This window comes from Bordetella petrii (assembly GCF_017356245.1).
GTDB lineage: Bacteria > Pseudomonadota > Gammaproteobacteria > Burkholderiales > Burkholderiaceae_B > Bordetella_A > Bordetella_A petrii_D.
Map to the genome: position 1 here is coordinate 2,923,295 of NZ_JAFMZZ010000001.1, position 21,488 is coordinate 2,944,782.

Genomic DNA, 21,488 nt, shown 5'->3' on the forward strand with positions numbered 1-21,488 from the left:
GGCTGCCGTGCCAGCCGGCTCAGTTGGCCTGGCTGACCATGGTCTCGACCATTTCCCACTTGCCGTTCTTGACTTCGTAGATGGTGACCGAGATTTCTTTCAGGTCGCCCTTGGCATCGTAGGCGATGTGGTCGCTGGTCGCGCCCTTGCGCTCGAGCTTGGCGAGCTTGGGCAGGTAGTCGGCCGGATCGGCCGAGTCGGCCTGCTGGATGGCGGTGATCATGTTCCAGGCGCCATCGTAGGCGTACGGCGCGTACACGCCGGGGGCCTTCTTGAAGCGGGTTTCATAGCGCTGGGCGAAATCCTTGCCCGCCGCCATCTTTTCCAGCGGCACGCCGGCCAGCGAGGCGTACGTGCCGTCGGCGGCATCGCCGGCCAGCTTGATGAAGGTGTCGCTGCGGGTCATTTCGCCCGAGATCAGCGGGGCCTTCAGGCCCAGCCGCACCAGCTGGCGCTTCATGGGGCCCGATTGGGCGTCCAGGCCGCCGTAGAAAATGGCATCGGGCTCGGAAGCCTTGATGTTGGTCAGGATGGACGTGAAGTCGTTGGCCTTGTCGGTGGTGTACTCGCGCCGCACGATCTCGCCGCCGGCCTTCTTGACCGCCTTCTCGACCTCGTCGGCCAGCCCCTGCCCGTAGGCGGTGCGGTCGTCGATGATGGCGACCTTCTTGGCTTTCAGGTTCTCGACAATGAACTTGCCCACCGCGGCGCCCTGCTGGGTGTCGCTGGTCATCATGCGGAAGGTGGTGTCGTAGCCCTGGTTGGTGTATTCGGGCGACGTGGCCATGGCGATCTGCGGCAGGCCGGCCTCGTTGTACACGCGCGAGGCGGGAATCGTGGTGCCCGAGTTGAAGTGGCCCAGGATGCCGTCGACGTCTTCGTCGACCAGCTGCTGCGCTACCTGCACGGCGGTGCGCGGGTCGGCCTGGTCGTCGCGCGACACCAGCACGAACTTGGCGGTTTCACCGTCGATCTTGATGCCCTTCTTGTTGGCCTCTTCCAGGGCCAGGGTCAGGCCGTTCTGCATGTCTTCGCCATAGTGCGACTGCGGGCCGGTCAGGGGCGCGGCAAAGCCGAATTTGATTTCTTCGGCATGGACGGCGCCAGCCACGCAGGCTGCTGCCAGTGCGGCCAGCAAGGCCGGGCGGGAAAATGCGGATTTCATATGAACCCTCCTGTGTGAATGGGGTGGTGCAAAGGCCCGCCGCCGCTCGTGGCGCGGGGGCCTTTTATTGATCGGCAATGCCGGGCTGGCCGTCGCCGGGGGTCCGGCATTGGTTCAGCCCGAGTGTCTTGTAAAAAGTTGCACCGGATTTTCGGCCAGGTGCAACCCCGTGTGCTATTGGAGATAACCCGCGCCCGGACGGGGCATGCCGTGCCTGCATGGCGGTTTCCTCTTAGCCGATGGACATCAGGCTGGCGTTGCCGCCGGCCGCCGCGGTATTGACGCTGATGGAACGTTCGGTGAGCAGTTGTTCCAGCACATAGGCCGCGCCGCCTGCCAGGGCGTCGGGCGTCAGCCCCTGCACGGTCAGGATCGGGCCGTCGCGCGCCGCGATGCGCTCGTTCCAGGCGCACAGCGCATCGCCGTCGCCTTCGAACAGCACGCCGTGGAATACCGCGCCGTCCACTTCGGCGTCGGCCAGGAACGACACCGCCGCCTCCGCCTGCGCGGCGGCATGCCAGGCGCGCGCGGCGGGCGTATCGAGGAACAGCGCCGCGTTGCCGGAGGCCTGGACGGCGGCGTACTGGGCCCGCGCCCCGGCCTCGGTGGCCGCCACGCACAGCACCGCGCCGCGCGGCTGCAGGCTGTACGTGTTCTGTTCGCCGGTGGGGCCGGGCAGCGCCAGCACGCGCGGCAGCGGGCCGGCGCCGCCGGCCCCCGGCGGCAGGCCCGCGGGCCGCGTCGCCAGCAGGCGGTACAGGTACAGCGGCCCGCCCGCCTTGGGTCCGGTGCCCGACAGGCATTCGCCGCCGAACGGCTGCACGCCCACCACCGCGCCGACAATATTGCGGTTGACATACATATTGCCGGCATGCACGCGCTGCGTGACGCGGCCGATGGTTTCGTCGATGCGGCTGTGCACCCCGAAAGTCAGCCCGTAGCCGGTGCCGTTGATCTGGTCCAGCACCTGGTCCAGCGCCTCGCGCGGGTAGCGCAGCACGTGCAGCACCGGCCCGAACACCTCGCGCGTCAGTTCGTCCACGCTGCCGATCTCGATCAGGGTGGGCGGCACGAAGGTGCCGTGGCGGCAGCCCCCGCCCAGCTCGACCTGGTCGACGCGGTGCCCGGCCGCGCGCATGGCGTCGATGTGGCGCACGATGTTGTCGCGCGCTTCGGCATCGATGACCGGGCCCACGTCGGTGGACAACTGATCGGGATTGCCCACGCGCAATTCGCGCATCGCGCCGCGCAGCATGTGCAGCACATGATCGGCGCTGTCTTCCTGCAGGCAGAGCACGCGCAGCGCCGAACAGCGCTGCCCGGCCGAGTCGTAGGCGGAATTCAGCACGTCAAACACCACCTGCTCGGCCAGCGCCGACGAATCGACCACCATGGCGTTCTGGCCGCCCGTCTCGGCGATCAGCGGAATGGTGTGGCCGCGGTCGTCCAGCCGGCCCGCCAGCGTGCGCGCGATCAGGCGCGCCACGTCGGTAGAACCGGTGAACATGATGCCGTCGATGGCCGGGCTGGCCACCAGTTGCGCCCCGACGGTCTCGCCGCGGCCCGGCAGCAGTTGCACCGCGCCCGCGGGCACGCCGGCCGCGCGCAGCACCTGCACCGCCTGCGCGGCGATCAGGCCGGTCTGCTCGGCCGGCTTGGCGATCACCGTGTTGCCCGCCACCAGCGCAGCGGCCACCTGCCCGGTGAAAATGGCCAGCGGGAAATTCCAGGGGCTGATGCACAGCACCGTGCCCAGCGGCCGGTGCGTGTCGTTGCCGAACTCGCGCTCGGCCTGGTCGGCGTAATAGCGCAGGAAATCGACCGCTTCGCGGACTTCGGAAATGGCATTGGGCAGCGACTTGCCCGCCTCGCGCACAATCAGGCCCAACAGCGGCTGCATGCCCTCTTCCAGCAGCTGCGCGGCGCGGCGCAGGCACTGCGCGCGTTCCGCCACCGGCGTGGATTGCCAGATCGGCGCGGTGTTGCCGGCCGCCTGCAGGGCGGCATCGACCTCGGCGGACCGGGCCTCGATGCACTGGCCCACCACGTCGCGATGGTCGGCCGGGTTGCGCACGTCGACGGCGCGCTCGGCATCCCAGGCCGCGCTGTCTTCGCCCAGCATCGGCATGGCCCGCCACGGCGTGGCGGCGCTGGCCAGCAAGGCGGCCGCCAGCGAGCCCAGCCGGTGTTCGTTGGTAAGGTCCAGGCCGGCGGAATTCAGCCGCGCGCCGCTGCCGGGCGGGCCGTACAGGTCGCGCGGCAGGGGAATTTTCTCGTGCGGAGCCCCCAGCGGCGAAATCCGCGAGGCCACCTCGACCGGATCGGCCACCAGCTCGTCGATCGAAATGCTCTCGTCGCCGATCAGGTTGACGAACGAGGTATTGGCGCCGTTCTCGAGCAGGCGGCGCACCAGGTAGGCCAGCAGCGTTTCGTGCGTGCCCACGGGGGCATAGATGCGGCACGGGCGGTTCAGCTTGTTCTGCGCCACGGGCCCGACCACCTCGTCATACAGGGGCTCGCCCATGCCGTGCAGGCACTGGAACTCGTATTGCCCGGGGTAGTAGTTCTGCCCGGCCAGCTGGTACACCGCCGCCAGGGTATACGCGTTGTGCGTGGCGAATTGCGGATATACGGCTTCGGGCGCGCCCAGCAGCTTGCGCGCGCAGGCCAGGTACGCCACGTCGGTATACACCTTGCGGGTATACACCGGATAGCCTTCCAGGCCGTCGATCTGGGCCTGCTTGATTTCGCTGTCCCAGTAGGCGCCCTTGACCAGGCGCACCATGATGCGGTGGCGGCTGCGCCGCGCCAGGTCGATCACATAGTCGATCACGAAGGGCGCGCGCTTCTGGTAGGCCTGCACCACGAAACCGATGCCGTTCCAGGCGTCCAGCTCGGGCGCCAGGCACAGGGCTTCGAGCAGGTCCAGCGAGATTTCCAGCCGGTCGGCCTCTTCGGCGTCGATGTTCAGGCCGATATCGTAGCTGCGCGCCAGCACCGTCAGCGCCTTGACGCGCGGCAGCAGCTCTTCCATGACGCGCTCGCGCTGCGCGCGCGAATACGTGGGATGCAGCGCCGAAAGCTTGATGGATATGCCCGGGCCTTCATAGATGCCGCGGCCCGCCGCCGACTTGCCGATGGCGTGGATGGCCTGTTCATACGAGGCGTAATAGCGGTCGGCGTCTTCGCTGGTGGTGGCGGCCTCGCCCAGCATGTCGTACGAATAGCGAAAGCCCCTGGCCTCGAGCTTGCGGTTGTTGGCCAGCGCCTCGGAAATGCTCTGGCCCGACACGAATTGCTCGCCCATCATGCGCATGGCCAGATTGACGCCCTTGCGCACCAGCGGCTCGCCGCCCTTGCCGATCAGGCGCGTCAGGGCCTTGGACAGCGACTGTTCGCTGTTGACGGCCACCAGCTTGCCGGTCAGCATCAGCCCCCACGTGGCGGCATTGACAAACAGCGACTGCGAGCCGCCCATGTGCGCGCGCCAGTCGCCGCGCGAGATCTTGTCGCGGATCAGCGCATCGCGCGTGGCGCGGTCCGGTATGCGCAGCAGCGCCTCGGCCAGGCACATCAGCGCGACGCCTTCCTGGCTGGACAGCGAGAATTCCTGGATCAGGCCCTCTACCCCGCCGCCGCCGCGCTTGTCGCGCAGCGCCTGCACCAGGCGCGAGGCCATGGCGTGGATTTTCTCGGCATGAGGCATGCGCGCCTGCCCCAGCAGCAGCGGCACGCACTCCGGCTCGGGGCGGCGATACGCGGCCGTGATGGCGGCGCGCAGCACCGACTGCGGCTGCACGTCCTGGCCGAACTCGAAAAACGGCGGCGTGGCCGGCTGCGCGCCCGCGTCGAAGTCTTCGGTATCGGCGTCGTCCTGCGACAGATGGATGATTTCGGCTGGCAGCTGGCCGCGCTCGATCTTGTCGAGATACGCCAGAAGCGCCTGCTTGTGCAGCCAGTGCGGGGTGCAACTCAGTTTCCGCGCGGCCGCCTTCAGGCGATCCCGCAAGGTGTCGTCCACCTTGACGCCCAGTGTGGTACTGGCCATGATGAATTCGGTTCCTCAGCTCATACGGCGCCGGCCAGGCCCAGTCGTGCCCGGCCTGCGCCGCTTCCGGTCAAACCGGGATACTAAGGAAGATGCAACCCGCTTTGAATTATGGTTAACCTTTAAGGGTTTACCCTTAAATGCAACCCCAGACCTGTATCTGCTGCCCGGCCGGGGCGGGCTGTGCGCCGCCGGACTGGATGGCCGAGGCGATGGTCTGCCCCAGCAGCGTCACCGCACGCTGCTGGGCCTGCACCAGCGCCGGGATGTCCTGCCCATCGGCCGGCACTTGCACGGTGGCCCGGCAGATCAGCGCCCGGGCCCCCTTCAGGTTCAGGGGCCGCACGCGCCAGGTGGCATCCAGCCGCGCCGGGCCGCCCGACACCATGTCGAAACGCTGCACGTCCACCTGCACCCGCCAGACCGGCGCGTTGTCGGCCGGCTGCAGGGTCTGGACGTCGAGCGCGCCCAGGGTGTGGGTCAGCACATCGGACAGCGCGGCGCCGATCTCGTCGGACAGCGGCGCGCTCCAGCGATGCGAATACAGCGGGGTCAGCGCTCCGTCGCCCTCGTGCCGGCGCAGCATGATCTGCGGCTGGTCGGCCTGCAGGGGCACCGACACCGGCGCGACTTCGATCTGGTATTGCACCCGCTGCGCTGCGGCCGGCGCCGCCTGCGGGGCCGGCTGCAGCGTGTAGTAGCGCGCGGGCGGCGACATGGCGCAGCCGGCCAGCGCCGCCGACAGGGCCAGCGCGGACAGGAGCGGGACGTATCTGGAAATGCGCATGGATCAGTTCCTGGTTGTGCCGGGCAGCGGGTCTTTGCCGCGGCCGCGGATCAGGGCTTCCGGATTGGCCTGCAGGTAATCGGCCAGAGTGCGCAGCGAGCGGGCCGCCCGGCCCAGTTCCTGCATGGCGCGTTCGGCATTGGCCGGCAGCGCCGCGTCATTGGCCAGCAGTTCGTTGATGTTGTCGAGCGACTTGCGCGCCGCGCGCAGCGTGTCGCGCGCCTCGGGCGCCAGGGTCTTGTCCAGGCTGGACATCAGCCTGGAGGTGCTCGACAGCGTCGTGCGCAAGTCGCGGCCGATCTGCTCGAACGGAATGCGGTTGATCCGGTCGACGATGTTGGTGATCTGTTGCTGCAGCTGTTCCAGGTTGCCCGGAATCGTCGGGATGACGACCGGGTCGGAGATGCGGAATTCGACCGGATCGGCCTTGGGGAAGTGCGCCAGCACGATGTACAGCTGCCCGGTCAGCAGGTTGGCGGTGCGCAGCTGGGCCCGCAGGCCGTGCTTGATCATCGAGGCCAGCAGCTTGCCTTCGGTGTCGTCGCCGGATTCCAGGGCGCGCTCGTGCACCCGGTCGTAGACCGAGCCCAGGCGTTCGGGATACAGCGACGCGTCGACCATGGCATAGAAGCGCTTCTTGTCGGAATCGAAATCGACGGTGATGCGCGTGACCTCGCCCAGCGCGATACCCTGGAAGTCGATCGTGGCGCCCACGCTCAGGCCGCGCACCGACTGGTCGAAGCGCATGCGGATCGGGACCGGATCGCCATCGGGATTGGCCCTGGCCTCGGCTTCGCTGCCATACAGCTCGAACTCGTTGCCCGCCGCGGCGGCGCCGGAATCGTTGGCATTGATGGGGGCGAACGCCACCCCGCCCAGCGCCAGCGACACCAGCGACTGCGTATGCAGCTTCAGCCCGCTGCCGTCGACCGACAGGTCTACGCCGCTGGCATTCCAGAAGCGCGTGCCGCGCGTTACGAACTTGTCGTTCGGGGCGTCGATGAACACTTCGACGTTGACCGCGTCGCCGCTTTCGTCGAGCTTGTAGCCGATGACCCGCCCGACGTTGATGCGGCGGAAATACACCGGCGAGCCGATATCCAGCGAGCCCAGGTCATGGGCCTTGAGCACGAAGCGTTTGCCGTCGCGGTCGTGCGTGACCGGCGGCGGGGTTTCCAGGCCGATGAACTCGAACTTGGTGGCGGTGTTCGAGGCCCCTGCCCCGTCGACCGCGTCGACCCCGATGTAGGCGCCGGACAGCAGCGTGCCCAGCCCCGACACGCCGCTGATGCCCAGCCGCGGCCGCACCACCCAGAAGTTGGTGCCCTCGGTGGCCAGGCCGGCCGCGTCCTTGACCAGTTGCGCCTGCACGATGACCTTGGAGCGGTCATCGTTGAAGTGAATGTTGTGCACCGTGCCCACCACCACGTCTTTGTAGCGCACCTGGGTCTTGCCGACCTCGATGCCCTCGGCGGTGTTGAACTCGATGGAAACTTCCGGGCCGACTTCCATCCAGGTGCGGATCACCAGCGACAGGCCGGCCAGCAGGGCCACCACCGGCACCAGCCATATCCAGGAGATGCGCCGCTGCTTCTTGCGTGTGACTTCCGGGGCGTCGACGCCGTCGGTGGAAGGTGGAGGAGTTTGCTCGGCCATGTCGGTTATCAGTTTGCTGGAGCTACGCCGTATTTTGCCCTGGCGCCGCGGGCATGTCGCCGCCCGTTCGTGCGCCGGGCCTGGCGTCGTCGCGCGGCGCCAGGTCCCATGCGCTGCGCGGATCGAAGCTCATGGCGGCGAGCATGGTCAGGATGACCACCAGGCCGAAAGCGCCGGCCGCCGGGCCGGCCGAAATCTCGATCAGGCCCTGGAAGTGCGCCAGGGCCGACAACAATATCACGACGAACACGTCGAGCATCGACCATTGGCCGATGAACTCCACCAGTTCGTACAAGCGGGTGCGCTGGCGCAAATTGAGCGCGCTGCGCCATTGCACGGCGCCAGCCAGCGCCACCAGCGCGAAAATCTTCGTCAGCGGCACCATGATGCTGGCTACGAACACGATCAGGGCGATGTCCCACGAGCCGGTCTGCCAGAGCTCGACCACGCCGCCCAGAATGGTGTGGCCGCTGTCGCCGAAGAACAGCGAGTTGATGTTCATGATGGGCAGCACATTGGCGGGCACATACAGCACGGCCGCGGCAAGCAGCAGCGCCCAGGTGCGGGCCAGGCTGTCGGGCTTGCGGTAGTGCACCACCGCCTGGCAGCGCACGCAGCGCGGCGGGGCCCCGCCGTGATCGTGCGGATCCAGCGCCTGTACCTGGCCGCAGGCATGGCAGCCGGCCAGCACCTGGCCCGGCCGCGCGCCGGGCACGTGCACCGGCACGACGCCGCTTTGCTCGGCGTAGCGCCACACGGCATGCGGCGACAGGCGGGAAAGAATGGTCAGCAGCACGGTCAGGGCGGCAAAGGCATACAGGCCCGGCGCGGGGTCGACCCTGGCCATGCCCGCCAGCTTGACCACGGCCACCACCACGCCCAGCAGGAACACCGGCACCATGCACCATGGCCGCAGCAGGCCCAGCATGCGCATGGCGGGCCGCAGGCCGCGGGGTTCGCGCCCCAGGGCCAGCGGCCACAGCACCCATGCCAGCAGGCACAACTGCAGCAGCGGCAGGCCGAACCCGGCCAGGCCGGTCATGGCGGCGGTCAGCACGTAGCCCTGCTGCCAGGTCATGAAGACCGCGTCGAGCAGCGAGGCATCGCGGGTCAGGCCGCGCACCGCCATCGTGACGACCGGATAGCCGTTGGCCACCACGAACACGATCAGCGCGGACAGGGTCAGCGCCAGCCAGCCCGACAGGCCCAGGCCGCTATAGCGCCACAGGATGGTGCCGCAGCGCGAGCAGGTGGCGGTCTCGCCGGGCTGCAGTTCGTGGCGCCTGAAAACGCTGGCGCAGTGCTCGCACGAGATCAGGGGCTCGCGGACCAAGGCTAGTCGACCAATTCGACTTCCTGCTTGTCGGGCGCGCCTGAACGCGGCGATTTGCCTGCGCCGTCGAAGCTGAGCCGCACCTTGCCGGCCTCGTCGAGATCGACCGTGACCGTGCCGCCGTCGGACAGCTTGCCGAACAGCAGTTCGTCGGCCAGCGCCCGGCGGATGGTGTCCTGGATGAGGCGCTGCATGGGCCGCGCGCCCATCAGCGGGTCGAAGCCTTCTTTGGCCAGGTGCTCGCGCAGCGTATCGGTGAATACGGCCTCGACGCGGCGCTCGTGCAGTTGGTCTTCGAGCTGCATCAGGAACTTGTCGACCACGCGCAGGATGATTTCGCGCGACAGCGGCGCAAACGGAATGATGGCGTCGAGGCGGTTGCGGAATTCAGGCGTGAACATGCGCCGGATTTCCGCCATCTCGTCGCCCACGACCCGGCTGTTGGAAAAGCCGATGGCCGGCCGGTTCAGGGTTTCGGCGCCGGCGTTGGTCGTCATGATGATGATGACGTTGCGGAAGTCGGCCTTGCGTCCGTTGTTGTCGGTCAGCGTGCCGTGGTCCATGACCTGCAGCAGGATGTTGAACACGTCCGGGTGGGCCTTCTCGATTTCATCGAGCAGCAGCACGCAGTGCGGCTGCTTGGTGATGGCCTCGGTGAGCAGGCCGCCCTGGTCGAACCCGACGTATCCCGGCGGCGCGCCGATCAGGCGCGACACCGCATGGCGTTCCATGTATTCGGACATGTCGAAGCGCAGCAACTCGACGCCCATGATGAAAGCCAGCTGGCGCGCCACTTCGGTCTTGCCCACGCCGGTGGGGCCGGAAAACAGGAACGAACCGATGGGACGGTCGGGCTTGCCCAGGCCCGAGCGGGCCATCTTGATGGCGGCCGACAGGGCTTCGATGGCATTGTCCTGTCCGAACACCACGGTTTTCAGGTCGCGGTCGAGCGTGGCCAGCTTGCTGCGGTCGTCGTTGGACACCGACTGCGGCGGGATGCGCGCGATTTTCGAGACGATGTTCTCGATGTCGATCTTGCCGATGAGCTTTTTCTGGCGCGAGCGCGGCAGCAGGCGCTGGGCAGCGCCCGCCTCGTCGATGACGTCGATGGCCTTGTCGGGCAGGTGGCGGTCGTTGATGTAGCGCGCCGAGAGCTCGGCCGCGGCGCTGAGCGCGGCGGCCGAATAGCGCACGTTGTGGTGCTCTTCGAAGCGGCTTTTCAGGCCGCGCAGGATCTGCACCGTTTGTTCGACGCTGGGCTCGGACACGTCGATTTTCTGGAAACGGCGCGACAGCGCGTGGTCTTTTTCGAAGACGCCGCGGAATTCGGTATAGGTGGTGGCGCCGATGCACTTCAACTGCCCGGACGACAGCGCCGGCTTGAGCAGGTTGGAGGCGTCGAGCGTGCCGCCCGAGGCCGACCCCGCGCCGATCAGGGTGTGGATTTCGTCGATGAACAGGATGGCGTCGGGATTGCCGCGGATCTGCTTGAGCACGCCTTTCAGGCGCTGCTCGAAATCGCCCCGATACTTGGTGCCGGCCAGCAGCGCGCCCATGTCGAGCGCGTAGACGTGCGCGCCCTGCAGGATTTCGGGGACTTCGCCGCGCGTGATGCGCCAGGCCAGGCCTTCGGCGATGGCGGTCTTGCCCACGCCGGCCTCGCCCACCAGCAGCGGGTTGTTCTTGCGACGGCGGCACAGCACCTGGATGACGCGCTCGACCTCGTGCTCGCGGCCGATGAGCGGATCGATGCGGCCGGCCAGGGCCGCGGCGTTCAGGTCGTTGGCGTATTGGTCGAGCGGCGACTGGCGCGACTCGGCCGGTTCTTCCAGGCCGGGCTGTTCTTTCGGGGCCGCGGCGGATTCTTCCTGGGGCTGCTTGGTGATGCCGTGTGACAGGAAATTGACCACGTCGAGCCGCGTGACGCCCTGCTGCTGCAGGTAGTAGACCGCGTGGGAATCTTTTTCGCCGAAAATGGCCACCAGCACATTGGCGCCCGTGACCGGCTTCTTGCCGGTGCCGCCCGCCGACACGTGCATGATGGCGCGCTGGATCACCCGCTGAAAGCCCAGGGTGGGCTGGGTGTCGACTTCTGCGCCGGTGGGAATGACCGGCGTGTTCTCGGACACGAACTGACGCAGATTACGGCGCAAGTCATCCAGATTGGCGGCGCAGGCGCGCAGGACTTCCACGGCCGACGCGTTGTCGAGCAGCGACAGGAGCAGATGCTCGACGGTAATGAATTCATGCCGGGCCGAGCGGGCCTCGACAAAAGCCATATGCAGGCTGACTTCAAGCTCTTGGGAAATCACGCTTCCTCCGTAACGCATCGAAGCGGTCGAAATACACGATTCATATTCTAAGCTGATCAGGGCGTAACGCCAGCGATTTCAAAAACCACACGGTCGTATCGGCCTTGTTCGTCCATGGCGGTCAGGGTATAGCGGCCATTGTGCACCATCGACAATGTCAGCGGTGCCGACGCCTCGCCGCGCTCGCGCACGCGCCCGTCGAGCATCCACCACACCTGGCCGCGCGCGCCCTGCACGCTTACATCCAGTACTACCTCTTGCCGGCCCGGCACCGGCCTGAGCACCGATCCGTTGGCCACGCCCTGCAGCCGCAGCGGCCCGCTTGCCACGTCGGCGTAGCCGGCGAAGGTGGGCGGCACCGTGTCGTCCAGCGCCCAGGCCGCGCGCGGCTGGGCGCACGGCCCGGCCTGGGCGCTGCCCTGCCGCCAGCCGCCGGGCCAGCAGGTGACCACCGGCTGCACGCTGGCCGGCCGCGCGGCGCGGCGCGCGACGCCGGCCGGCAATGCCGCGGCGATGTCGCGCAACAGCGGCGCGGCCACATTGGCCCCGAAAAAGCCCGGGTTGGGCGTGCCGTCGGGCCGCCCCACCCATACGCCGATGGTCCAGGCATCGGTCACGCCCAACGCCCAGGCATCGCGGAAGCCGAAGCTGGTGCCGGTTTTCCAGGCCAGCGGCCGGCCGGCCTGCACCAGGGGCCGGTCGGGGTGGCCGCCGCCCTCGAGAATATCGCGCACGATCCAGGCCGCCCCAGGGCTCATCATACGGGACTCGACCCGCGGCTGTCCCGGCGCCAGGCGCGGCCGTCCGGCCAGCCCGCCGCGGGCCAGCGCCCGGTACGCGCCGACCAGCTCTTCCAATGTGGTGCCGGCGCCGCCCAAAATCAAGCTCAGGTTGGGCGCGGCCCCGTCCGGCATGCGCAGGCGCACGCCGCCGGCCAGCAGCATCGAGGCAAAGCGCGACGAGCCGACGCGGTTCAGCAGATCCACCGCCGGCACGTTCAGCGAGCGCTGCAGGGCCTGCGCCACGCTGACCGGCCCCGAAAACGCCGCCTGGAAATTGCCCGGCGCATAGCCGCCGAACGAAAGCGGCGCATCCAGCAGCAGGCTTTCGGAATGCACCAGCCCTTCGTCCAGCGCTTGCGCGTACAGGAACGGCTTCAGGGTCGAGCCCGGCGAACGCACCCCGCGCACCATGTCCACGTGCGCATAGCGGCTGTCGTCGGAAAAATCGGCCGAACCGGCGTAGGCCTTGATGGCCAGCGTGTCGTTGTCCATGACCAGCACCGCCATCGATACTTTGGGCGGCAGCGCATCGACCCGGTCGAGCAGCATGCGCTCGGCGGTAGCCTGGATGTTGGCATCCAGTGTGGACGCCACGATGGCCGGCCGCCGGCCGGCCCGCCGCTGGCCCGCCAGCAGTCGCTGGGCCGCCAGCGGCGCCAGCCAGCGCGCCCGCAAAGGCGGGGCCACCACGGTTTCGATCTTGGCGTCGGCCACGGCGGCGGCGCTCCAGCCGCGCGCCGTCATGCGGTCCAGCACTTTGTCGCGCGCCGCCTGGGCGGCCCGCGGATGCCGGTCGGGGCGCAGGCGCGACGGCGCCTGCGGCAAGGCCGTCAGCAAGGCGGCCTCGGCGGGGCTGAGGTCGCGGGCGGACTTGCCCAGCCACAGGCGCGCGCCCATCTCCACGCCCTCGACAATGCCGCCCATGGGAGCATGCGTCAGGTACAGGGCCAGGATCTCGTCTTTGCTGTAGTGCCATTCCAGTTGCAGCGCGCGCGCAATCTGGCGCAGCTTGGCGGCCAGCGAACGCGACGGCAGCGCCGCCAGCTGCGGATCCATCAGGCGGGCCACCTGCATGGTCAGCGTCGAACCGCCCGACACGATGCGCCCGTGCGCCAGCCATTGCCATCCGGCGCGCGCCAGCGCCACCGGGTTGACTCCCGGATGCCAATAGAACCAGCGGTCTTCGTAGCCCAGCAGGGTTTCCAGATAGGCCGGCGCCACCTGATCGGGCGTGACCGGGTAGCGCCACATGCCATCGCGGCTGGGATAGGTGCGCAGCGGCGTGCCATCGGCCGCCACGACCACCGCCGCGCCGCCGCTGCCCATGGCAGGCAGGGGAAACAGGCGGTCGAGCGCCAGCAGCGCCGCCGCGCCGGCCAGCAGCAGGCCGGCCAGCAGCGCCAGGCGCCGCCGTCCGCGCCCGGCGGGCTCTATTGCGAAGCGGCGCCGCGGTCGCGGATCTCGATGGGGCTCCATCGTTCGCCTACGCCTCGCAGTTCGGGCCGGTACATGTCTTCGGCCACGCTGGACGGCACGGCATAGCGCCCCGGCGTGACCACCCGCGCCATGTAGAACACCTCGACGGTATTGCGGTCCAGGGCCACGGCAGCCACGTAGCGGTCATCGCGGAACTCGCGGTGCTTGATCGCCGGGTTGGCCAGCGCATCGGCCACCCGCGTTCCGCCGATTTCCCAGTCTTGCATGTCGGGGCTCTGCGACAGGTTCAGGTTCTCGACCTCGAGGCCGGCGGGCACGCGATCGACCACCAGCGCATCGGGCAGGACCTGGTTGGCCGAGACCCGCAGCTTCACCACCAGCAGATCGCCGGTATGCAGCACGCCGCCGTCCCAGGGCTTGCCGTCGGGCGTGTACCAGCTGCGCTGCAGGCGGATTGCATCGCTGCGCGGCGCGGGCGGTTCCTGGCGGGTGCCTTGCAGGTCGAGTTCCACGAATAGCGGCTGCGTGCCGGTGTTGGTGAGCTGCAGGGCCGCCAGGTCGGCGCCGCGCAGGGCCACGCTGCGGTCTTGGGTGCCGCTCAGGTCCTGGCGGCCGCCGGCGGTGGCCAGCACGGCCGCCCAGGGCTGGCCGGCATCGCCGCCGGCCGCGCCGGCAGCCAGCACCAGCGCCATCTGCTCTTGGGTCGACAGGTACGAACGCCCCTGCAGGCGGCTGTCGAGCTGCGCCAGCCAGGCTTCGCGGCCCTGCTCCGCCAGCTGGTACCTGGCCGCCAGGGCGTAGGCCTGGGCGTAATCGCGCACCGCGCTGCCGTAGTCGCCCAGCCATTCGTCCCTGTAGCCGCCGCCGCCATGGTGCTGGTAGCCGTAGCCGCGCGCCAGGGCCAGGTCGACGGCCTGCTCCATGCGTGCCGAATCGCCCATCAGCTGGAAGGCCGCTGCCAGCTGAATCAGCGGCAGCGGCGACAGAGCGCGTTCCTGGTACCGGTCGAACAGTTGGCGCACGGTCGACAGCGGCGCCTGGCGGTCGCGCGCCAGCACCAGCGCCGCCGCCGCGAAGCCGGCGAAGCGGCGATGGTCGTTGCGCAGCGTACTCGCGTAGTCGCGGTCGACTCGGCCGCTCTGCAGTTCGCGGCGCAGCTTGTCGGGCCAGGTGCCGAAGCTGCCGGGGCTTTGCTGCAGCTGTTCCAGCAGCCATTGTTTGGGACGCGCCAGCGCAGCCTCGGGCACCGCGAATTCGTGGTCGCGCGCATCCTGCATGAAACCGGTGGCATACGCGGTCAGCCAGATGTCGCGCGACGAGGCGTCGCCCCACAGCGAGTATGCGCCCGAGGCATTGCGCATGCCGGCCAGGCGCCCCAGCGCGCCGGCGACCTTGTCGGCGCGCGCTTGCCGAGTGCGCGGCGGCAGGCCGAAGCGCCGGGCATCGGCATCGTCGATCAATACCCAGGGAAGCGCGGCGCTGATGGTCTGCTCGGTGCAGCCATACGGATAGCTGAGCAGGCGCTGCACCAGGCGCGCCACATTGATGGGCGGCCGGTTCGACAGGCTGAGGCTGGCGGTGATCGAATCCGGGTAATAGCCCGCCGCCAGCGCCGCACCGGGCGCGAAGCTGGCGCCAGGCGCCAGCCGCACCCGCCGCAGCTGGTTCTCGGCCGCGTGGGCCGGCTGTACCTGCAGCACGGATTCGCGCACGATGTGCACCGGCCTGGCCCCGCCCTTGCCGTCGATCTGCAGCCGCAGCTGCCCCAGGCCGTACGAGCCGGTGGGCGTGGCCACAAAGCGCAAGGTAGTGCGCTGGCGGTCTTTCAGCGTGACCGAGCGCGTGCCGTCGGCAATGGCCAGCGGATCGAGGGCGCGCAGGTTCACCGTGACCTGCTGCGTGGCGCCGCTGAGATTGGTGATATCCAGCGCCACGGCGGCCTGGTCGCCCGGCGTGATGAAGCGCGGCGTGCTGAGCTCGGCCACGATGGGCGCGGCCACGACCATCTCGGCATCGGTGCTGCCGTATTTGTCGTCGCTGAACGCCACCGCCATCAGGCGCAGCGTGCCGTTGAAATCGGGCAGGTCGAGCGGGATATCGGCTTCGCCCTGCCCGTTCAGCGCCACCGGCCCGGAGAACAGGTCGACCAGCTTGACCTTGCGCGGCAGGCTGCGGCTGTCGCCGCGCAGCGCCGCGTCGCCGCCCCACTTCAGGCGGCCCGTGGTGCCGTCCATTTTCTCGATCAGCTTGCCGTACATATCGCGCAATTCGGCCGCATAGCGATGCTTGCCGAAGAAGAAATCGAGCGGGTCCGGCGTGGCATATTGGTTGATGTTCAGGATGCCGACATCGACCGCCGACAACGTGACCATGGCCCGCCCGCCCTGGGCGCCGTCGACCTTGACGCGCACCGTGGCGCGCTTTTCGGGCTCGACCTTGGCCGGCGCATCGAGCGTGACGGCCAGCTTGCGTTCGGCGCTGCCGATGGGCAGGAACGCCAGGCCCAGCGCGCGGGCCGGCGTGACCCGGTCGCCCGCGCTGCCGGGGCGGAACACCACGGCCGACACGTACAGATCGTGCCGCTTCCAGGAAGGATCAAGCGGAATCTCGAGCGGCGTGCCGGCAGCCTGCACCGGCACCCAGCGCGACCACAGCATGCGGTCGCCCTCGACCGTGACCAGCGCCTGCCCGTCGTGCGGCGGCGTGATGGTCAGCTTGACGGTATCGCCGGGCCGGGCGGGCACGCCTTCCAGCTTCATTTGCACCCGGTCGGGCCGGTTGCCCACGGCCTCGGCGTCTTGCGCGCCCCAGCCGGCGTAGAACCGATAGCGCGCGACCTGGCCGGTCTGCGGGTCGGCGATCTCGAGCCGGTAGCGGCCCCAGCCCACCGGCAGCGACAGCGAGCTGCGGTCGGGCAGCGCAATGACGCGCGATTCCACCAGTTCCTCGGTATCGGTATAGCCGCTGTTCCAGCCGCGCTGGTCGTCGTAGCGCCAGTAATACCGGCGGTTCTCGCGATACAGGCGCAATTGCGCCTCGGGCAGCGGCGCCACCTTGCCCGCCGCATCCACGCGCACGACTTCGAATGCCGCCGGCGCGCCTTCGCGCGTGACGTCGTCGTCGAACAGCGGGCGCACGGCGATCAGCTTGTCGGCCGGCCAGACACTGCGTTCAATCGAGCGCACCACCGGCCGCCCGCCCGATTCCAGCAGGCTGGCGGACAGTCGCACCCGCAGCGGCGAATGCGCCGCGCCCGCGCCTTGCGGATCGACCGTCAGCTGCGCCGCTCCCTGGTCGTCGAGCTTGCCCCCGGGCAATTCTTCGTAGTGGCGCAGCGTGTCGTCGCCGACGTCGCCGAACACAAAGCCCGGCCACTGCTGCGCCAGCGCGTAGCGGTCGCGCTTGACCTGGAAACTGGCAAGCAGCCGGTTGCCGGCAGCCGGCGCGCCGTACAGGTAGTCGCCCTGCACGTCGATGCGCCACGGCTCGCCCGGCGCCAGCACGGCCTGGGCGGAATCCAGCCGCAGCTTCATGCGCTCGGGCAGGAACTCCTCGACCTGGAACCACCATGACGCGTCCGGCACCCGGGCCGCGGGATCGACCCGCAGTTCGAGCAGCCATTTGCCGGTCTGCGCATCGACGGGCAGCCCGACGGCATGTTCGACATAGCCCGGCGCCTGGGCCGCCGGCTGCCACAGCTCGCTGCGCACCACGCGGCCATCGGGGCGCTTCAGGGTGGCCGTCAACGGGGCCCGCGGCAGCGGGCGGCCGTCGGGGTCGCGCGGCAGCACCGATACCTGGAACGTCTCGCCGGGCCGGTACAGATTGCGCCCCGCGTAGACAAACAGATTATTGTTGCGGGCCGGATGCCCGCCGATATCGTATTCGGACAAATCCAGCGCCGGCTCGCCCAGGGCCAGCACGGTCAGTTCGGCGCCGCGCGCCGCGCGCACCAGGCGCGCACGGGACGGATCGCCGTCGAAACGCACGTGGCCGCCCTGGTCGGCGCGGGCCCGCGCCAGCACCTTGCCGGCGCCGTCGACCAGTTCCACGTCCGCGTCGGCCACCGGCTGGCCGCTTTTGAGCGACACCGCATAGGCCTCGATGCGGTCGGCGTAGCGGCGCGTATGCAGGCCGATGTCGCTGACATAAAAGTACGTGACCTGGTATTCGTAGCGAAAGCGCCCCGGCTCGCTCATTACCGCCACGTAAATGCCAGGCTGCCGCAGTTCGGCCAGGCTCTCCACGGGCAGGAACGTGACATGGCGCCGGTTGGGACGGTCGTCGGTCAGGAAGCGGCCCTGGTAGACGCTGGTGGTCAGGCTGTGCAGCCGGTCGAGATCCCAATTGCTGACCGAGCCCTTCAGGCTGCGGTTATCGGCATAGCGCCATTCGTCCTCGTCATCGTCGTCATCGGCGGTACGGCCCAGGCCCAGCACATCGTCGAAGAATTCAGCCATGTGCTCGGGCGCCACGCGCAGGAATTGCACATCGACCTCGGGCACGTTGACCGTGGTCACGGGCAGGCCGCCGTTCTGCCCGGCCGGCAGCACCACGCCGCGGCTGGCGAAATAGAACGAAGGCGGCATGGCGGGCGTCTGCACGCTGCACTGGTGGTCGGCGCCCAGCGTGGCGCCCGCCCTGGCGCCCGGCAAGGCGGCGCGCAACCGCACGGCGTAGCTGCGCTGCGGCTGCACATAGGGGAAGTACGCCATGCGCGGGTTGTCGCCCACCACCCAGGCGCCCTGCACCGGCTTGCCCTGGGCCGCCGGCGCGCCGGCGGCCACCACGGCCGCCTTGCTGGCCGCGGCAGCGGCGTCCTGGCCGTCGTCGGCCTTGACCGCGCCGGTATCGATGACACCCAGGAAAGCATCGAGATCGGCCTTGCGGTCGACCGGCTGGGTAAACGTGACCGCCAGGGCCAGCGTATCGTTATATTCGCGCGCCTGGCAGTCCAGCACCGCGAACGGATCTGCCTGGCCGACCGTGGCGGCGGCCGGCTGGGCCGCGCCGGACGGCTGTGAAGGGGATGCCGCCGGCGCGCGCGGCGCCGGCTCGGCCGAGGCCGCCGGCGCCTGCGTGGACGGCGCGCCCCCGTGCCCGGCCCACCACCCCAGTCCGACGGCGATCGCCACCACCACCGCCAGTATCCCGACAGCGCCCCCTCTTTCACTCATGACATGCCCCTGTACAGCGTGTGCGAGCGCGGCGCGCCCTGGATCGCCGAGCCGGCCGGCGCCGGTGCACGGCGGATACTGAGTTGCTTTTTATACTGGCCTGCTTTCTATACCGGCTCCATGACGCATTGCAGCGGATGCTGGCGCGCGCGCGCATACTGGGCCACCTGCGCAATGCGCGTGGCGGCCACATCGCGCGGATAAACGCCACAGGCGCCGCGGCCTTCATGGTGGACCTGCAGCATGATGCGGGTGGCATCTTCCTGGTTCTTGCCAAAGAACTTCTGCAAGACCTTCACTACGAATTCCATCGGCGTGTAGTCGTCATTGAGCAGCACTACCTGGTACATGGGAGGCGGCGCGGTGCGGGCCGGCGCCTTTTCCACAGCCACGTCATGCTGGGTATCCAAGGTCGAACTCATAGGGCGGGATTCTATTGAAACAGGGACCGGCAACGCCGGGACTTACGTAAAATTACACGCAGAAATGCGTAGTTTCCACACTTGACGCCGGAAAGAAAAGCAGAGCATTATCCACGCATTCGGGGGTCCTTAGCTGCAGGGAGGCCCACCCGGAAGCCGGAAGGCCGTTGGCCCAGGCCGAATGCCTTCTGTCAAACATACGATTCAATGAGGCAGTCCGCATGTCTGATACGACCGCAACCGCCGTCCAAGGGGACAATCCCAAATCGACGGGTACCGTCAAATGGTTCAACGATGCGAAAGGTTTCGGCTTCATTACGCCCGATGACGGCGGTGAAGATCTGTTCGCGCATTTTTCGTCCATCCAGATGAACGGGTTCAAGACCCTGAAAGAAGGCCAGAAAGTGGCGTTCGAAATCATCCAGGGTCCTAAAGGCAAACAGGCATTGAACATCACATCGGCCTGACGCCCAGTATCTGTACAACGCCGCCCGTGCGCCGGCCCATCCGGCACCGGGCGGCGTTATTGCCCGGGCGGGGCGCAATGCCCCGCCCTGTTATTTTCCGCCGTTTCCCCATTCCATGTCGACCCATCGCCTGCAGCCCTACCCGCGCTTTTTCATCCAGGCGGCCGTCGCCCTTGCCGCGCTGCTGGGCCTGCCGGCCAGCGCCACGGCCCAGCATGCCGCCCCCGCCAGCCCCCAGAGCAGGCTGCCCGTGGCCGAGTTGTCGGCCGGCATACACATCATCCACGCCGAAGTCGCCAGCACCGAAGACACGCGCCGCATCGGCCTGATGCAGCGCCAGAGCCTGCCCGACAACAACGGCATGCTGTTCGTGTTCGAACTGCCCGACCTGCAATGCTTCTGGATGCGCAATACGCTGCTGCCGCTGTCCATCGCCTTCATTGCCGATGACGGCGCCATCGTCAACATCGCCGACATGGCGCCGCAAACCGACGACGCCCATTGCTCGGCCCGGCCGGTGCGCTACGCGCTCGAAATGGCGCAAGGCTGGTTCGCCGCGCACGGCATCAAGGAAGGCAACCGCATAAACGGCCTGCCTTGAATATTCCTGGGCCGTTCAAATGAAAAAGAGCCGGCAATGCCGGCTCTTTTTATTGCCTGCGGCGCGGGATCAGACCCGTTCGAGCACCACCGCGATGCCCTGGCCCACGCCGATGCACATGGTGCACAGCGCATAGCGGCCGCCGGTGCGGTGCAGCTGGTTGATGGCGGTGGTGGCCAGGCGGGCGCCGCTGGCGCCCAGCGGATGCCCCAGCGCGATGGCGCCGCCGTTGGGATTGACGCGCGCGTCGTCGTCGGCAATGCCCAGGTCGCGCAGCACGGCCAGGCCCTGCGCGGCAAAGGCCTCGTTCAGTTCGATGACGTCGATCTGCTCGAGCTTCAGGCCGGTGAGTTCGAGCACCTTGCGGGTGGCCGGGGCCGGACCCATGCCCATGATGCGCGGGGCCACGCCGGCCGTCGCCATGCCCACCACGCGCGCGCGCGGCGTCAGGCCGTAGCGGGCGGCGCCGCGCTCGTCGGCCAGCAGCAGCGCCGCGGCGCCGTCGTTCACGCCCGAGGCATTGCCGGCCGTTACCGAGCCGCCTTCGCGCACCACGCCCTTCAGGCGCCCCAGCGCTTCCACGCTGGTTTCACGCGGGTGCTCGTCTTTGGCCACCACGATCGGATCGCCCTTTTTCTGGGCGATGGACACAGGCGTGATTTCGGCATCGAAAAAGCCCTCGCGCTGCGCGCGGGCGGTTTTTTCCTGGCTGGCCAGCGCGAACTTGTCCTGGTCGGCGCGGCTGATCTTGAAATCGTCGGCCACGTTCTCGGCGGTTTCGGGCATCGAGTCGACGCCATACTGGGCCTTCATGAGCTTGTTGACGAAACGCCAGCCGATGGTGGTGTCGTAGATGGCGGCATTGCGCGAGAACGCGGTGTCGGCCTTGCCCATGACGAAAGGCGCACGGCTCATGCTTTCGACGCCGCCGGCCAGCATCAGGCCGGCCTCGCCCGCCCGGATGGCGCGCGCCGCGGTGCCGATGGCGTCCAGGCCCGAGCCGCACAGGCGGTTGAGCGTGGCGCCCGGCACCTCGATGGGCAGCCCGGCCAGCAGCGTGGCCATGCGGGCCACGTTGCGGTTGTCTTCGCCCGCCTGGTTGGCGCAGCCCAGGATCACATCGGCCAGTTCATCCCAGTGCACGCCGGTGTTGCGCGCCATCAGCGCCTTGATCGGCACGGCGGCCAGGTCGTCGGCGCGCACCGGCGCCAGGGCGCCGCCGTAGCGGCCGAAAGGAGTGCGGATGGCATCGCAGATGTAAGCATGCACGGTCATGGATCGAAGCCCGAAGAGAATGTGAC

Annotated in this window: 12 protein-coding genes; 2 read left to right on the forward strand and 10 right to left on the reverse strand. The window is 68.6% G+C overall.

The window, feature by feature from the left end; genetic code table 11:
* Positions 1–19 precede the first annotated feature (19 nt).
* The 9 genes from J2P76_RS14120 to clpS form a co-directional block, all read right to left on the reverse strand.
* Positions 20–1,165 (reverse strand): branched-chain amino acid ABC transporter substrate-binding protein, encoded by a 1,146-nt coding sequence (locus J2P76_RS14120; RefSeq protein WP_207408330.1) that lies wholly within the window; start codon positions 1,163–1,165, stop codon positions 20–22.
* A gap of 232 nt (positions 1,166–1,397) precedes the next feature.
* A complete protein-coding gene (putA, locus tag J2P76_RS14125) occupies positions 1,398–5,213 on the reverse strand; it encodes a trifunctional transcriptional regulator/proline dehydrogenase/L-glutamate gamma-semialdehyde dehydrogenase (RefSeq protein ID WP_207408331.1) in 3,816 nt (1,271 codons plus the stop codon).
* Positions 5,214–5,349: 136 nt separating this feature from the next.
* On the reverse strand, positions 5,350–6,000 hold the full coding sequence (locus J2P76_RS14130) for a PqiC family protein (protein ID WP_207408332.1): 651 nt from the start codon (positions 5,998–6,000) through the stop codon (positions 5,350–5,352).
* A gap of 3 nt (positions 6,001–6,003) precedes the next feature.
* A complete protein-coding gene (locus tag J2P76_RS14135) occupies positions 6,004–7,656 on the reverse strand; it encodes an intermembrane transport protein PqiB (protein ID WP_207408333.1) in 1,653 nt (550 codons plus the stop codon).
* A 22-nt stretch (positions 7,657–7,678) separates the two neighbouring features.
* A complete protein-coding gene (locus J2P76_RS14140) occupies positions 7,679–8,989 on the reverse strand; it encodes a paraquat-inducible protein A (protein ID WP_207408334.1) in 1,311 nt (436 codons plus the stop codon).
* A 2-nt stretch (positions 8,990–8,991) separates the two neighbouring features.
* Positions 8,992–11,319: an ATP-dependent Clp protease ATP-binding subunit ClpA gene (gene clpA, locus J2P76_RS14145; protein ID WP_207408335.1), complete on the reverse strand. Its 2,328-nt coding sequence runs from the start codon at positions 11,317–11,319 to the stop codon at positions 8,992–8,994.
* A gap of 38 nt (positions 11,320–11,357) precedes the next feature.
* Entirely contained in the window at positions 11,358–13,559 is a 2,202-nt protein-coding gene (pbpC, locus tag J2P76_RS14150) for a penicillin-binding protein 1C (RefSeq protein ID WP_207408336.1), read from the reverse strand.
* Positions 13,514–18,697 (reverse strand): MG2 domain-containing protein, encoded by a 5,184-nt coding sequence (locus J2P76_RS14155; protein WP_207408337.1) that lies wholly within the window; start codon positions 18,695–18,697, stop codon positions 13,514–13,516. Before J2P76_RS14155 ends, pbpC begins: the two co-directional genes overlap by 46 nt.
* A 107-nt stretch (positions 18,698–18,804) precedes the next feature.
* Positions 18,805–19,119, reverse strand: coding sequence for an ATP-dependent Clp protease adapter ClpS (gene clpS / locus J2P76_RS14160; protein WP_207408338.1), 315 nt, complete (start codon positions 19,117–19,119; stop codon positions 18,805–18,807).
* Positions 19,120–19,340: 221 nt separating this feature from the next.
* Between clpS and J2P76_RS14165 the strand changes: the two genes are divergently transcribed.
* Both J2P76_RS14165 and J2P76_RS14170 read left to right on the forward strand, forming a co-directional pair.
* A complete protein-coding gene (locus J2P76_RS14165) occupies positions 19,341–19,586 on the forward strand; it encodes a cold-shock protein (protein ID WP_012249572.1) in 246 nt (81 codons plus the stop codon).
* 115 nt (positions 19,587–19,701) lie between these two features.
* Positions 19,702–20,187 carry a DUF192 domain-containing protein gene (locus J2P76_RS14170; RefSeq protein WP_207408339.1) on the forward strand — a complete coding sequence of 162 codons (486 nt, stop codon included), beginning with the start codon at positions 19,702–19,704 and terminating at the stop codon, positions 20,185–20,187.
* Positions 20,188–20,256: 69 nt separating this feature from the next.
* Here J2P76_RS14170 and pcaF read toward each other — a convergent pair whose 3' ends face one another.
* Positions 20,257–21,462, reverse strand: a complete 1,206-nt coding sequence (gene pcaF / locus J2P76_RS14175; protein WP_207408340.1) for a 3-oxoadipyl-CoA thiolase — start codon at positions 21,460–21,462, stop codon at positions 20,257–20,259.
* Between the last annotated feature and the right edge of the window lie 26 nt (positions 21,463–21,488).